We start from the raw sequence: 13581 nt of genomic DNA, 5'->3' as shown, positions 1-13581 counted from the left end.
GAATTATAGGAGGAGAATTATGGCTTTATTTGATATGTTAAAAGATGGTTTAAATATGAATCCTGGCGGAATGAAGAACAGAAGAAATCCTCAGGGATTTGATGAAGAATCCAAGAAAAAATTAGCAATGGTTGCTATACCGGCTATTTTATGGGCTGTTCACAAGGCTGTAAGAGAAGATGAGAAAAAACAGAAAGAGCTGGAAGACATTGCAACACAAAACAGAAAACTAGATCCAAATGATATGACAAAAACGATAGAAGAGGCGAATCCTCAAGAAGGAAAGGATATTTTAGACAAAATCCTCGGCAGAGAAAAAGAATCTGTGACTAAGAACATTGCTGAAAAGTCCAATGTGTCTCAAGAAGAAGTAGATGCAGTATTGGATAAAATCACACCGACTATTATTGAAATGCTTCAGAAAGAAAAAGAAGACAAGGGTGTTTCCTACGATGATCAGCTGAGGGAAGAATTAAAAGAAATGCAGAGAGATCCGGAGATCGGCACAGCCAGCTCTACTGCTAAGGAATATATAGAAGACGATAAAGAGCATTCTTTGCAGGATGGTTTGATGGATATATTAGGTAAATTTTTAAGATAAAAAAAACTCCTTTTCCGCGGAAAAGGAGTTTTTTTATAGATCTACTTTTTTTTCTAAAAGTTTGGCACTGAGAACAAATAGCAGAATCGTTGTTGCTGTATAAAGGAATAAAGAAACGAGACTGATACCTGTAAATAGCGTAAGGGAGTTGGGATCGTTTAACATTCCGCCGTTTACAGCCAATTCTTCTGTCATTGTTATCCAGCGGAATTCAGCATTATTCGCCATAACAAAGAGTGGAATCGTTCTGCTGATATAAGATATTCCGTATTCTAAAAGAGAAGAAAGCAGTATATAGAACAATATCCAGAAATATCCTAATCGATTAGAGCGAAACAGCGTTTTGCTCAATATGATACAAAAATACATCAGCACTAAGGTAAAAACTAAGGATATCAGAGAGTAGAGAATAAATAAGACGACGATAATCGGCGATGAGATAATATTGTTGCTGAGATAATCGAAAAAGGTATTTATTTCTGCTGCTCCAAAGGTGTAAGTCATCGCTGCATAATTAAGGGCTAATGTTCCAATTAACAGCATTATAATCCAAAAGACGGAGTTTATAAGTTTCGCGCCCAAGTATCCTTTGCTGCTTACAGGAAGGCTGAAAGTTAAGTATCTCGAGTCATGGTATAAATCACGCCTAAAATAAGAGATGATCATAAAAAGAAATAATAAGTTCAGTACAAACATCAATACCACAAGGAAAGACATAGCAAGTCCCTGCAAGAGGGTATTAGATTCTGATAAACCTGCAATAGTCGGATACATCAGCAAATTAACTACAATGATAGAAAGAATCAAACCTAAAAAAAGTTTTGCAGTTCTTCCGAATTCTACTTGTAAGAATTTACTCAATCTCCTCACCTCCAAATTCCCTGCGGTAGATTTCATCCAGAGAGGCCTTTCGTTCGATACGAAGGTCTTCAGCGTTCCCGTCGAGTACAATTTTTCCTTCGTTAATAAAGAGGGCACGATCAAAGATGCCTTCCATTTCTTTAATAATATGGGTTGTTACAAGCATAGTGCTTTCAGGATCGATATTTGAGATTACAGCAGACAGGATCTGCTCTCTCGCTACAGGGTCGACACCTGCAATAGGCTCGTCCAGCAAAAAGAGTTTAGCGTCTCTAGAAAGGACAAGGGCTAAGTTCAGTTTCTCTTCCATACCTTTCGATAGAGAGGAAATTTTCATCTTCTCTTCAAGCTGCATATTTTCCAGCAATTTTTTCGCTTTTTCCATACTAAAATCTTTGTAAAAATGATTAAAGAGCTTTAAAGATTCTTTAATATTGTTTTGATTGCCTAAAAAGTTACGGTCAGGCAGATAGGAAACGAAGGATTTTGTTTTCACGCCTGGTTTTTCTCCCTGAATATAAACATCCCCTTTATAGCGGAGAATCATGCCGGAAAGAATTTTTATCAATGTGGTTTTGCCGGAACCGTTGGGACCGAATAACCCGTTTACAGTCCCTTCTTCTAAGGTCAGAAGTTCCAAATCGACTGCTGCTTTCCTTCCATATTTTTTCTTAAGATTTTGAATTTCTACTGTATTAATCATTATTCACCCAACTTTCTTTGATTAAGGTAATACTCTTATCTCGAGGAAACCCTAGATTATTCATATCCTCGACAAAAGATTGAACAATATCTTTGGCCATTTCTTCCTTTAAACGGTCAAACAATTCTTTGTTATCTACGACAAAAGACCCTACACCTCTTTGTGATAATAAAATGCCTTCTCTTTCTAAATCGCTATAACTCCTTTGAACTGTGTTGGGATTTACTTTTAAATCTCCTGCGATTTCCCGAACTGCCGGTAATTTATCGCCAGGTTTCAGTTCCCCGCGGATAATCCGAAACTTTATTAAATCCATAATCTGTATATATATAGGTTGATGATCGTTAAAATACAAAAGTATCCCTCCCTCCGCATTGTATTAGATATATAGTACACTGGAGACGTTTACTTGTCAATATTTACATAAAGCAGGTCGTCATTTTTTGAAACACTTTTATGCAATCGAATTTTTTGTTTTCTAAACTTTGTCAATTCGATCAGATGTTTCTTTTCGAGGATCGTTCCTTTTTCTAAATACAAACTGCCGGGAGGATAGATATAGATATCTTCTAGCAATTCTTTGCCTTCACAGTCTAAAAAAGGAAGACCGATATCGTCATGGATCTTATTTTTCGTAGTACTTCGGCAAGGAGATCTTTTGTAATTTTCTATTGTACTATAAAGGCAGTTAAAATCTCTTTCCTCGTCGAGTATCGTGGAAATCAATACAATGGTATTTTCATCGTGCATTTCTGCATAGATTCCATTTTTTTCTAAATAAGAAAGCATATCGATAACATTTCCTTTAGGATAAAGAAGTATTCTAGTAAAATCTTTTTCTGAATCCATTTCTGCTGATATATGGATATTATTCTCAAGTTTTCTTAGGAATAAGTCAATCATTTTCTTCAAGGATAGGAATTTTTCCTTGTATTTCTGCATATAACGAAAGGATAAATCCAGGGATGCGATAAAAAGGAAAGAGGGAGAAGAGGTTTGAAGCATAAGGAGCATGCTTCTTACTCGTTGGATATCCTCTTCGTTTAAACTGCCTATATTTAATACAGCTGTTTGTGTAAAGGAAGGCATTGTTTTATGGAAACTATTAATACTGATAGAACAGCCTGATTCTACAGCAGACTTTGGAAAGAGGCTGCTGTAGACGAAATGGGAGCCATGGGCTTCGTCAATTATTGTATAGATTCCTCTTTCGCTGCAGTAGGCAGCTAGTTTTTCGATGTCTGAAGCATAGCCGTAATAATTAGGTCTGGTAAGAAAAACCATTTTTATATCTTTATCCTCTTCCAAAATTTCGAAGATCTTTTCTTCAGAAGCGGGAAGGGGGAAACCTTTTTTATGAGAAGGCTGTTCTAATACAACTTTCTTTAATCTGCCGAGTTTCACCGCATTATGGACGGACTTATGACATCCTGATTCGATCAGTATTTTATCCCCCGGATCTAAAAGTCCCATTACAGAGGATAAGATGCCGACGGTGGAACCATTTACAAGATAAAAACTTTCTTTTGATTTCCGGTCCTTTTTCAGATCGTTCAAACTTTCAGCCAAAAAGGAGACAGGATAGTACAGATCATCTGTATCATCAAGCTCCGTAACATCGAAAGAATAAAGATTCTCAGCTAAGGCATTAAATTCTTCTGGGAGTGTTCCTTTATGTCCTGGCATATGAAAGCGAAGTTTGGATTTGTTTTGATATTCCTCTAACCCCTTAAGGATAGGGGAACGGAGGGGGTTATCCATTTGCCTGTTCCATCATTTTGCTGACTTCAACCATAATCGCGCATTCTGTTCTTTTTCGCTGGAGTTCGCATCCTAATTCATAGGGTTTTTGCAGATCCTTATTGAAATTATAAGCATTTGCATGACAGCCGCCGGAACAGTAAAATTTCGCCCAGCAGTTTTCGCAGGAAGGTTTTGAAAATACATGGGAGTTTAAGAATCCCTTTGTAATTTCTTCAGGAAATTCAATAGTTTCTTCTAAGAGATTTCCTAGTTTGAAATCTTCATTGCCGACAAACTGATGGCAGGGGTAGATATCTCCTTCAGGAGTAACTGCTACATACTCGCATCCTGCACCGCAGCCTTGAACTCTCTTAATAATACAAGGGCCTTGTGATAGATCAACCATAAAATGGAAGAATTTGAAAGGATCGCCTTTGACTTGGTCTTTTGCATATTCGATAGCCAGTTTTTCGTATTCCTTTTTAATTGCTTCTAGATCTTCTTCGGTGATGGCATAATCGTCGTATTCAGAATCTACTACAGGCTCGATAGATGCAAGATCGAATCCTAAATCTTTGAAATGCTTGACATCTTCCGAGAAGTCTAAATTTTTCTTTGTGAAAGTTCCGCGGACATAGTAGTATTTGTTCTTTCTGCCTTCTACAAGCTTCTGGAATTTCGGTACGATCAGGTCGTAACTGCCTTTATCGTTGACCGTTTTTCTCATAGAGTCGTTTATTTCTTTACGCCCATCCAGGCTTAGGACCACATTATGCATATGTTTGTTGATATAGTCGATTTTTTCGTCATCTAATAATACGCCGTTTGTAGTAATGGTAAAACGAAACTGCTTGTTGTGTTCCAGAGCTTTCTCATTGCCGTACTCTACTAAAGTTTTAACCAGTTCAAAATCCATAAGCGGCTCGCCGCCAAAGAAGTCTACTTCCAGATTTTTTCTGTTTCCAGATTCAGAAATCAAATAGTCGATAGCTTTTTTACCCACTTCTTCAGTCATATAGGCTTTATATCCTCCGAAATCTCCTTGGGAAGCAAAGCAGTACTCGCATTTTAAATTGCAGTCGTGTACTACATGAAGACACATTGCTTTTAAAACAGGATTTCTTTTTTTGAAATCTTCCGAGTCCATATAGTCTGCAGAGGAATACAGGAGGTTTTCATTTTCCATCTCTTGGATTTCCCTATAGGCTTCTTCGATTTTTTCAGCAGGATATTCATGAAAAACTTCTTTTATTTCCTCAAGAGTTTTTTCTTTATAAAGGTCTAATATATTATAGGTGATATCATCTACCACGTGGATCGCCCCGCCATTTACATCGAGGACGATATTGTAATTATTCATTTTATACTTATGGATCATCTATTTCTCCTTAATTTGTAATTTAAAAAAGGATTGAGCATCTCAATCCTTTTTTCTGTTCCGGTTATCTAGATTCGTTTTCGCATTCTTGATTTGCTACAGTACAAGAAGTTTTACAAGCTGATTGGCAAGAAGTTTGGCATTCTCCGCAACCGCCTGTGCAAGCAGAATCTTTTAATGTGCTGCCGGTAAGAGTTAAAATATGTTTTTTCATAATATGTACTCCTTTCCTTGAATTCATTTTATTATAACATAAATACTAATCCTGGGAAATAATTGTCCCTTCATTATCGATAGAAAGATCAACGGCTTTCCACTGATCTTCAAGAGTGTGTAAATAGTTTTGTATATTTTTCTTAAAGCTGTTCTCCTCGTTTTTGCGGAGAATCATAATAGTAGGGCCAGCACCGCTTAGAAAGGCACCGTAAGCACCTAGATCATAAGCTTTTTGTATAATACGGTCGAAATTTGGTATAAGGCTTGATCTATAAGGTTCGTGAAGCTTATCTTTAAGAAAATATTTAAGATCTTTGAATTGACCGTTTTTTAAGCTTTCTACAAAAAGCATCGCATGGGATAGATTATAGGTCGCATCGGTTAATGAAACTGTCTCAAGAAGCACAGCTCTTGCCTTTTTGGTAGAAAGTGTAAAATCCGGGATTAATGCCGTACAAAGAAGTCCTGAGGGGATATTGGCTTTGCGATAGAAGATTCTATCCTCTTCCCGCATAGATAATGTAAGCCCGCCAAAAAACTGGCTGGATATATTGTCGCAGTGTCCTTCAATAGCTACGGCTTTCAAATAGATCTCTTCTGTTGTCATTTTCTTTTTCAAATATCGGTTTGCTGCGATAACGCCGGCCAATATGCAAGTTGCAGAAGACCCTAAACCTCTTGATATGGGGATTTCATTTGTCATAGTCAATTTTAAGGCCGGGGCTTCGATTCCTTTTTCTTCTAAAACCTGCACTAGAGTACGATAGACGAGATTGTTCTTATTATTATATCTTTTGTTTGGTGTGTTGATAATAAGTTCGTTGCTGTCTTCGAATATAAATTCATTATAAAGTTTGAAAGATAATGCAAGTACATCAAAGCCCGGTCCCATATTAGCTGTAGAAGCAGGTACTTTGATCTTAAGCATCATGATCACCTTTTACAAACTCGTTTAAATAAGTGAATATTTCCTCTTTCGGGACGTAAGTGGTAAAGCGCTTTTCTTTGCTGTCTAAATTCATTAGATTTTTAGGGATATCCACTGAAGTCAATTCGCTTAGTTTTTCGATTTTTTCTTGTTCAGTCATATTTTCTGTTTCTATTTTAAGTGCTTTTAGCATAGAATCGGAAAATTTATAAGGGGAAGCAGTAGAAGCGATAATTGTCTTTGTATTATCTTGTGTTTCCATACGATATTTATCGTAGCAGACATTAGCCACTGCTGTATGGGTATCCATCAAGTACTGATCGTTGATCAAGCTGTATAGAATCTTGTTGGATGCTTCTTCTTCAGTCGCGTAATAAGCCTTAAGGAACGGCATTTTATCCTTTAGATCTTCTGGTATTCTATATTTTCCCTTATCTCGGAGTTCGCCCATTAGAGCAGAAATCAACTCATCATCATTGCCGCTTATATGGTATAAGAATCTTTCTAGATTTGAGGAGACAAGAATATCCATGGATGGGGAAGGGGTGGCTACCAATTCTCTATTGCTGTCGTAAACACCAGTGTTTATAAAATCTGTCAGTACATTGTTATCGTTAGAAGCGCAGATTAAATTGTTTACAGGAAGGCCCATCTGCATAGCGTAATAGGCTGCTAGAATATTTCCAAAATTGCCTGTCGGCACTACAATATTGATTTTTTCGTTTTCAGATATTTCGCCAAATTTAAGCATAGTGATGTAGGCGTTGTAATAATAAACAATCTGAGGAATCAGCCTTCCGATATTAATAGAATTCGCCGAACTTAGACGTGTATTGTTGGACTTCAAAAGCTGGCTGAATTCTTCATCTGCAAAGGTGGTTTTTACAGCTCTTTGGCAATCGTCAAAATTGCCTTCTACCCCAAGAACAAAGACGTTCTCCCCTTCTTGTGTCTGCATTTGAAGTTTTTGGGTATCGCTTACACCTTTTTCAGGATAAAAAACAGCAATTTTTGTATGTTCTACATTTTTAAAACCTTCCAAAGCGGCTTTTCCGGTATCGCCGCTGGTTGCGGTGATGATTAGAATATCCGTATAGTCTTTTTGAGAATGTAACGAGCTTTCTATAAAAAAGGGAAGGATACATAAAGCCATGTCCTTGAAGGCGCTGGTTCTGCCGTGGAAAAGCTCTAGGATAAAACGATCGTTTAATTTTCGAAGGGGTGCTATAAATTCTGTGGAAAAATTATCTGTGTTATAAGCGGAGCTTACACAATGAGATAGTTCCTCCGGTGTAAAATCAGTCAAAAATTTGCCGCAGATATAGTAGGCAAGATCTTTGTATTTCATTTCCGTCATATTTGATGGAGAACCTGCGTTTGGAAAACTCTCCGGTACATACAGTCCGCCTTCGTCTGAGATGCCTTGTAAAATGGCTTTTTTTGAACTTACTTGATTTCTTTTGTTTCGAGTACTATTGAAAAGCAAGTCACTCTCCTCCTTGTTTTTTTGGTATTATGTAGTTATTATATCATTAATCAAGTAGAGGAGATAGTAATATTGCAGGAACTTGGAATGTTCAAATATAAGGAGAATAGAATGAAGAAATTATTTTTGTGTGCATTCCTCCTTTTCGCGAGCCTAATGAGCGTAAATGAATCGAATGCTCAAAGGGATTACGAACGGATAGCCGGAAAAAATAGAATTGAAACAGCAGTAGAAATTTCGAAAAAAATACAGAACAAATCTAAGATAGCGGTAGTCGCAAACTCCATGAAGTATGTGGATGCTCTTCCCGGATCGACTTTAGCAAATCTTCATAAAGCACCGATTCTTTTAGTAGAAAAAGACCGTATCCCGGAAGCGACTATAGACGAGTTAAATCGTCTGGGAGTGGAAAAAATATATATACTTGGCGGAGAAGCGGTAATTTCAAAATCTGTAGAAGAAAAACTTAGCGCATTTAAATGTATAAGACTTGCGGGAGAGAATCGCTATGAAACTTCTTATGAAATTTATAAAGAAATAACACAAAGCGCTGAAACTGAAGAAGTTTTTGTTGCGGCGAAAGAAGTCGATGCGGTAGCTTCAGCAGCAGCGAGAGGAGAAAATATACCCCTGCTATTCGTTTCTGAAAACATACCCTCTTTTATGGAAGAAATAGAAGCGAAAAAAACTGTGTTAGGAGGCGATCAGGCATTAAGCCGGAAGGCTTACACCGCTTTGCGGGCAGCTGGAAGAATCGCAGGAAAAAACCGTTATGAAACGGCGATACAGTTGGCCGAGAGAGCCGGCATGGAAAACCAGATTTTAGTAAATGCCTTCAATTTTGTAGATGCTTTTACATCAGGAACATTGGCGTATCGTATGAATGGTAATATACTTTTAACAGATACTCACAGTCTTCCGGAAGCGACAAAAGATTATTTGGAGAAAAATAAAGGAAAACTAATACTTATTGGCGGCGAGAAAGCAATATCCGAAGAGATCTTTCTAGAGGGGGATTCTACAAATCCTCTTGATGCCGCTTATTGGAATAAATATAATCAATACGGAAGAAATATCCTTATGACTGGAAAAGAAATTATGGATTACAATCAGGCTATCGATAAGGAAAGTCCTTATGTACGAGATCTATTGAGCCTGTCAAATAAGTTCTCGAAATCCTACATTAAGGATGCGGTGGAAGGTCTTAAAATGTCTTCTAATCCAACGAAAGCAAATGGTGGAGGCTATAGCCAAGGACAAAAGAACCAGTGGCTTAATAATAGAGCTATAAACAGGATAAAAGACACAACAGCCAGATATGCTGTGGCCCTGCAGCGCACTCTTATCCGAACACTGCCTACGGCAGATGGAAATATTAAGGGTGGATATCATGATTATTTTGCAGAGGATGCAGTTAATCCATGGGAAATGATGATGGTTCTTCATAAGAGCAGCGACGGCAAATGGTGCTTTGTTATGACGGAAAACTATATGGGCTGGGTTATGCAGAAAGATATCGCTTATACAACGAAAGATGAACTAGCAGCCTATAATAAATTAGATTTTTATGTAGTGACAGAGCCTAAAATTAATTTGAACGGGTGGAATATGGATATGGGGACAAAAATTCCTCAAAGAGAAGGCCGGCCGTTATTGCCGAAGGCCGATGATAAGGGGAATTTGTCAGTGAGCGCAGGAAAGAGAACTGCTGCCCTTCATACCGGCTATCTTCCTTATACGGAATATAAGCTGGTAGAACAGGCGCTGAAGTTTGAAGGAGAACCTTATGGATGGGGAGGAAGCAGAAATTCTCATGACTGTTCTTCTTTCATCGAAGATATTCATAAAGTATTTGGAATAAAGCTTCCAAGAAATACATCTCATCAGGAAGCGCCAGCGCTAAAAGGGAGAGTTTCTATAGCAGGTAAATCAAAAGGGCAAAAGCGAGCTGAGATCCAGAAAAAGGGTCCCGGAGCTGTGATCTATATGAAAGGCCATGTTGCCCTTTTCTTAGGAAAAGATGCGAAGGGCAAAGATATGATTATTCATCAAAACGGCAGTACTCGGGACTGTGCCATAACGGCTCTTGATTTCGGAGGAAGCTACTTGAACGCCTACAGCACAATTCAAAAATATCGTTAAAAGCGAGTATAAATTAAAAAGACATTTGACAGAGTTTGAAACTTCTATCAAATGTCTTTTTTTTAATCTTCAAGAGGGGTTACTCTATTATTTACTGTTTCGTTATTTGGAGCGTTTTCTAGATCGTTTGGAGTGATATTATAAGCGTCTAAATCTTCTTGGGTATATTCAAATTCTTCTTTATCAAGACGTTCTGGATATCTGAAATAGCCCCTTGCTTTAGGTTCCGCCTGTTCCACATTTGTAATTCTCTCGTCTACTGCCATAATTGTTTTTATATAAAGCAGAGGGTAAACAGGTTTATCCCTTAATATTATCCTTTGAATTTCGTCATAGAGGACTTTTCTTTGAACCGGATCCGTTTGAGCATCTGCTTTTTCCCATAATGCATCTAGATCCGGATTGCTGTAACCGGTTAAATTATAGGGCGAATCTGTTTGGAAATAGGATTTATAGCTGTCTGGATTCGGGTTTGAAGGATAGCTGTACAAGCAGACATCAAACTCATTGTTTGATGGATCGTATAACTTGGCTTCAAATTCATCTCTATAAAGCGGTACAAGCTGCAGGTCAACACCCATCGCTTTAAAACTTTCCTGAAGGGCAACAGCAACTCGTTCCTGCGGCTCCCCTGGATCTAAAATAAATCCGAATTTGATGACTTCTTCTGGATGGTCTAAAGAAAATCGAAGCAGTGTATTTCTAGCTTCCTGAGTGTTATTGTCAGCAAAGGGCGAATCGTTCAGACGATAAGGATTGTCTTCGCTGAAAATCGAATTAGCAGGAGTTACATGAAGGGAGCTTCCAAAATTCCCTTTGATACTATCCACATTCATTGCTTGAAGAAAAGCGTCTTTTATCTCCGGATGCTTTCCAAAAAGACCGGCTTCTTTATATAGAAGATTAACGACTTCTCCTTGAGGGAATTCGTAAATATTATAATCCACCGCAGATAAAGCATTTGCATCGCTGGAATTTATATAACCTACCTGCACATTATAATCGAGCATTTCATACCTTGGAGTAGTTCCGTGGACTGCTACTTTTGCTTCAAGATGGGAGAATTTTGGTTCTTCGCCGAAATATCCATCAAACTTATTAAATTTAAAATAATCTGTAAAAGAAGTTGTATCGTAATAAATATTTTCAAAGGCAAAGGGTCCATTGCCGATAAAGGAATCTTTATTCTTTACCGAAAAGAAAGTGTTTTCGTACTTTGAGTAAATATGAGAGGGTACGATTGTGAGATCTGCAAGATTATAGAGAAAAGACATAGAAGTTCTTGGCAATGTAATCGTCACAGCTTTTTCGCCGTTTTTTTCAACGGAAACCGGCTCCCCGTCTATTCTAAAGAGATCTTTATGCTTTGTATCCCGATGCTCTATCGTATAATTAATCGAATAGATGATATCGTCGCTTGTAACTGGAGTTCCATCATGCCAAAGGGCATTCTCTTTAAGGGTTAGTTTAAAGACTTTATGATCTTCTTCGATTTCCAGGCTGTTTAAAAGATTCGTTTCGGTAGTATAGTTTAAATTTTGATCGTTCAAATAAAACAATGGCTCATAAAGCAGTTCTATAATCCGGTTGGAAGAATCGGACTCGGAATAGAAAGGATTCATATTGGCAGGATAACCTACTAGACCATATTTAATTGTATCGCCGATTTCTTTCTGCTTTGCAGCTTTGGCGACTAATACTCCTTTTTCAGTATTGAATAGCGCTTCTTTTATCTCTGCAGTCGATGAGGTGGAATCCTTCGCGCAGGAAGAAAGAAAAACACTTATCAAAAGTGTGAAAAAGATAATTTTTTTTCGTTTCATGGGAGCCTCCTGTTCATTTCAATATCTCTATTATGGCAAAAAACCAAAAGCACTGCAAGAGGGGCACTGTTGCTTTTAAAGCCAAAATTTTTTATACTATAACAATAGAGTCCAAAATTAGTAAGGAGGAAAATTATGAATTTTCTAGGCCTGTCTCTGCAGGATTACGGAATACTGATTATAACGATTATTTTATGTGCATTATCCGTTCGTTTATATATCAAAGCGTCAGGAACGTTGTCGCCCGTTAAAATTAGTCCTATATCATTAACGTTTTATTTTTTTCTTGTATTTTCAGTTATCGGCACAACTTTAGTCGCTATGGGGAATGAGTATCATCACATGATGAGATACATGCGCCATGGAGATATTAAAATGCTCGCATGGTTTTTGGTGATGATTTTATTTGTATTATTTCCGGCGATTCAGATACTTCTCAATAAAATCTTTAAATATAAACCAGAATCTTATCAAGAATATACAAAAAAGAAAACAACATTAAGCAAAAATAGAGATGCAGAATTTATTGCAGTATCTCTAGCAGCAGCTATATGTATAGGTGCTGTGGTTTATACGTTCTGGAAGATCGGTATCAGCGATAATCCGCTGTTAAATGCGATCCGAGGAGTGGATTCCGAGCAGCTTGCCTTTTTAAGGAACAAGGTTTCCAATGATTTCCCGGGAAATGAATATATTCGAAATATTTTTGCCGTAGGTCTTACACCGATTATTTCTTATATGGCGTATATATTAATGAGAGAAACAAAGCAGCTGAGATTTATTATTTTATTTGCCCTGCTATTTATCAGCAGCAATCTAATCTCGATTTATGATTTGGAGAAAGCGCCAATTATTATATATTGGGCGACCTTTGTGATTCTTTCTATTATGTACGGCGACAAACTGAAATGGAGATATTTAATCGGCTTAGGTGTAGTTGCAGCTGCAGCCATCGTTGTAATGTATGTGGTTATTGCTGGTTCTTCTCTCGATAAGATCTTCAGTTTTGCAGGACCTATCAACCGTATTATCTTAACAACGCCGATTGCTTTTATTCTGCATCTGGAAGTATTTACCTACAGATCGCTGCTGTTAAATGGAGCGAGTGTTCCAAGCTGGGTGGGAAGGCTGTTTTTTGGAAATACTGACCTGAACAGATCAGGACGAGCAGTTATGGAGGTTGTAAACTTCGACGGTATTCGAAATGGTACTGCAGGCGTCTATAATGGATTGTTTCTAGGAGAGGCCTTTGCAAACTTTGGAATGCTGGGTATTTTTATCGCAATGATTCACGTTCCGATTATGTTTTTTCTGATGAATTTTGTATTTGTAAAATTAAAAAAGACACCGATTACTTTAGCGCTGTTTGCTTATTTTACAGTCAGTTTCCTCTTTACTCTTCACGGAGGATATACAGATTATATATGGAATACGATGTGGGTTTTAGTTGTAATCATTGGTATTATGATGACGGTATTTATAAAATTTCTAGAAAAGATTAATTTCAGAAAGAAAAATGTAGAGTCCAAAGAATCTCCTTATGTTGTAAATGTAGAAAAAGAAGAGACCTTCAAGCCTCTAGATACAAAGAGCGAAGTTTAATCTTGACATTAGAAATAGAATATATTAGAATATGGATAATTCATTCTGAGAAGTGGGAAGTAGTATAAATGGAAACTTCAGAGAGTCGCTGGATGGTG

At 37.5% G+C, this 13581-nt stretch carries 12 protein-coding genes and 1 other annotated feature (1 of these 13 cut by a window edge); of the genes, 3 read left to right on the top strand and 9 right to left on the bottom strand.

Annotated features, from left to right (window positions below; genetic code table 11):
* Positions 1 to 19: 19 nt before the first annotated feature.
* Positions 20 to 601 (top strand): DUF937 domain-containing protein, encoded by a 582-nt coding sequence (locus tag ACTQ46_RS01270; RefSeq protein WP_441746871.1) that lies wholly within the window; start codon positions 20 to 22, stop codon positions 599 to 601.
* A 33-nt stretch (positions 602 to 634) separates the two neighbouring features.
* On the opposite strand, the gene ACTQ46_RS01265 is transcribed toward ACTQ46_RS01270, so the two are convergent.
* The 8 genes from ACTQ46_RS01265 to thrC all read right to left on the bottom strand — a co-directional run bounded on the left by ACTQ46_RS01265 (position 635) and on the right by thrC (position 7916).
* On the bottom strand, positions 635 to 1462 hold the full coding sequence (locus tag ACTQ46_RS01265) for a hypothetical protein (RefSeq protein ID WP_441746869.1): 828 nt from the start codon (positions 1460 to 1462) through the stop codon (positions 635 to 637).
* Complete coding sequence (locus tag ACTQ46_RS01260) at positions 1455 to 2165, bottom strand: ABC transporter ATP-binding protein (RefSeq protein WP_441746867.1); 711 nt, start codon at positions 2163 to 2165, stop codon at positions 1455 to 1457. The genes ACTQ46_RS01265 and ACTQ46_RS01260 overlap by 8 nt, the downstream gene beginning before the upstream one ends.
* A complete protein-coding gene (locus ACTQ46_RS01255) occupies positions 2158 to 2520 on the bottom strand; it encodes a GntR family transcriptional regulator (RefSeq protein WP_441746865.1) in 363 nt (120 codons plus the stop codon). Before ACTQ46_RS01255 ends, ACTQ46_RS01260 begins: the two co-directional genes overlap by 8 nt.
* Before the next feature lie 50 nt (positions 2521 to 2570).
* The gene (locus ACTQ46_RS01250) at positions 2571 to 3926 is read right to left on the bottom strand and encodes an aminotransferase class I/II-fold pyridoxal phosphate-dependent enzyme (RefSeq protein ID WP_441746863.1); all 1356 of its coding nucleotides are present in this window, start codon (positions 3924 to 3926) and stop codon (positions 2571 to 2573) included.
* Positions 3919 to 5286 (bottom strand): thioether cross-link-forming SCIFF peptide maturase, encoded by a 1368-nt coding sequence (gene scfB / locus ACTQ46_RS01245; RefSeq protein WP_441746861.1) that lies wholly within the window; start codon positions 5284 to 5286, stop codon positions 3919 to 3921. The genes ACTQ46_RS01250 and scfB overlap by 8 nt, the downstream gene beginning before the upstream one ends.
* Before the next feature lie 64 nt (positions 5287 to 5350).
* Positions 5351 to 5500 carry a six-cysteine ranthipeptide SCIFF gene (scfA, locus tag ACTQ46_RS01240; RefSeq protein ID WP_441746859.1) on the bottom strand — a complete coding sequence of 50 codons (150 nt, stop codon included), beginning with the start codon at positions 5498 to 5500 and terminating at the stop codon, positions 5351 to 5353.
* Between the two features lie 45 nt (positions 5501 to 5545).
* Positions 5546 to 6430 carry a homoserine kinase gene (gene thrB / locus ACTQ46_RS01235; RefSeq protein WP_441746857.1) on the bottom strand — a complete coding sequence of 295 codons (885 nt, stop codon included), beginning with the start codon at positions 6428 to 6430 and terminating at the stop codon, positions 5546 to 5548.
* Positions 6423 to 7916 (bottom strand): threonine synthase, encoded by a 1494-nt coding sequence (gene thrC, locus ACTQ46_RS01230; RefSeq protein WP_441746855.1) that lies wholly within the window; start codon positions 7914 to 7916, stop codon positions 6423 to 6425. The genes thrB and thrC overlap by 8 nt, the downstream gene beginning before the upstream one ends.
* Positions 7917 to 8027: 111 nt before the next feature.
* Between thrC and ACTQ46_RS01225 the strand changes: the two genes are divergently transcribed.
* Positions 8028 to 10058, top strand: coding sequence for a cell wall-binding repeat-containing protein (locus ACTQ46_RS01225; RefSeq protein ID WP_441746854.1), 2031 nt, complete (start codon positions 8028 to 8030; stop codon positions 10056 to 10058).
* A 62-nt stretch (positions 10059 to 10120) separates the two neighbouring features.
* Here ACTQ46_RS01225 and ACTQ46_RS01220 read toward each other — a convergent pair whose 3' ends face one another.
* Entirely contained in the window at positions 10121 to 11881 is a 1761-nt protein-coding gene (locus tag ACTQ46_RS01220; RefSeq protein ID WP_441746852.1) for an ABC transporter substrate-binding protein, read from the bottom strand.
* Between the two features lie 135 nt (positions 11882 to 12016).
* Here ACTQ46_RS01220 and ACTQ46_RS01215 point away from each other — a divergent pair, with 135 nt between their 5' ends.
* Positions 12017 to 13483: an oligosaccharide repeat unit polymerase gene (locus ACTQ46_RS01215; protein ID WP_441746850.1), complete on the top strand. Its 1467-nt coding sequence runs from the start codon at positions 12017 to 12019 to the stop codon at positions 13481 to 13483.
* Between the two features lie 38 nt (positions 13484 to 13521).
* Positions 13522 to 13581, top strand: a binding site (T-box leader) (it continues 148 nt past the right edge of the window).

Origin of the sequence: Gallicola sp. Sow4_E12, from assembly GCF_052116305.1 — a bacterium.
In the GTDB taxonomy this organism is placed as follows: domain Bacteria; phylum Bacillota; class Clostridia; order Tissierellales; family Peptoniphilaceae; genus JBQKLI01.
The sequence above is the reverse complement of the archived record's forward strand: the minus strand, read 5'-3'. Positions and strand labels throughout refer to the sequence as shown.

Bases quoted from the DNA above. Each gene is read 5' to 3' on its own strand.
- ACTQ46_RS01270 (WP_441746871.1), top strand. From the start codon at position 20: ATGGCTTTATTTGATATGTTAAAAGATGGTTTAAATATGAATCCTGGC.
- ACTQ46_RS01260 (WP_441746867.1), bottom strand. From the start codon at position 2,165: ATGATTAATACAGTAGAAATTCAAAATCTTAAGAAAAAATATGGAAGG.
- ACTQ46_RS01250 (WP_441746863.1), bottom strand. From the start codon at position 3,926: ATGGATAACCCCCTCCGTTCCCCTATCCTTAAGGGGTTAGAGGAATAT.
- scfB (WP_441746861.1), bottom strand. From the start codon at position 5,286: ATGATCCATAAGTATAAAATGAATAATTACAATATCGTCCTCGATGTA.
- scfA (WP_441746859.1), bottom strand. From the start codon at position 5,500: ATGAAAAAACATATTTTAACTCTTACCGGCAGCACATTAAAAGATTCT.
- thrB (WP_441746857.1), bottom strand. From the start codon at position 6,430: ATGCTTAAGATCAAAGTACCTGCTTCTACAGCTAATATGGGACCGGGC.
- ACTQ46_RS01225 (WP_441746854.1), top strand. From the start codon at position 8,028: ATGAAGAAATTATTTTTGTGTGCATTCCTCCTTTTCGCGAGCCTAATG.
- ACTQ46_RS01220 (WP_441746852.1), bottom strand. From the start codon at position 11,881: ATGAAACGAAAAAAAATTATCTTTTTCACACTTTTGATAAGTGTTTTT.
- ACTQ46_RS01215 (WP_441746850.1), top strand. From the start codon at position 12,017: ATGAATTTTCTAGGCCTGTCTCTGCAGGATTACGGAATACTGATTATA.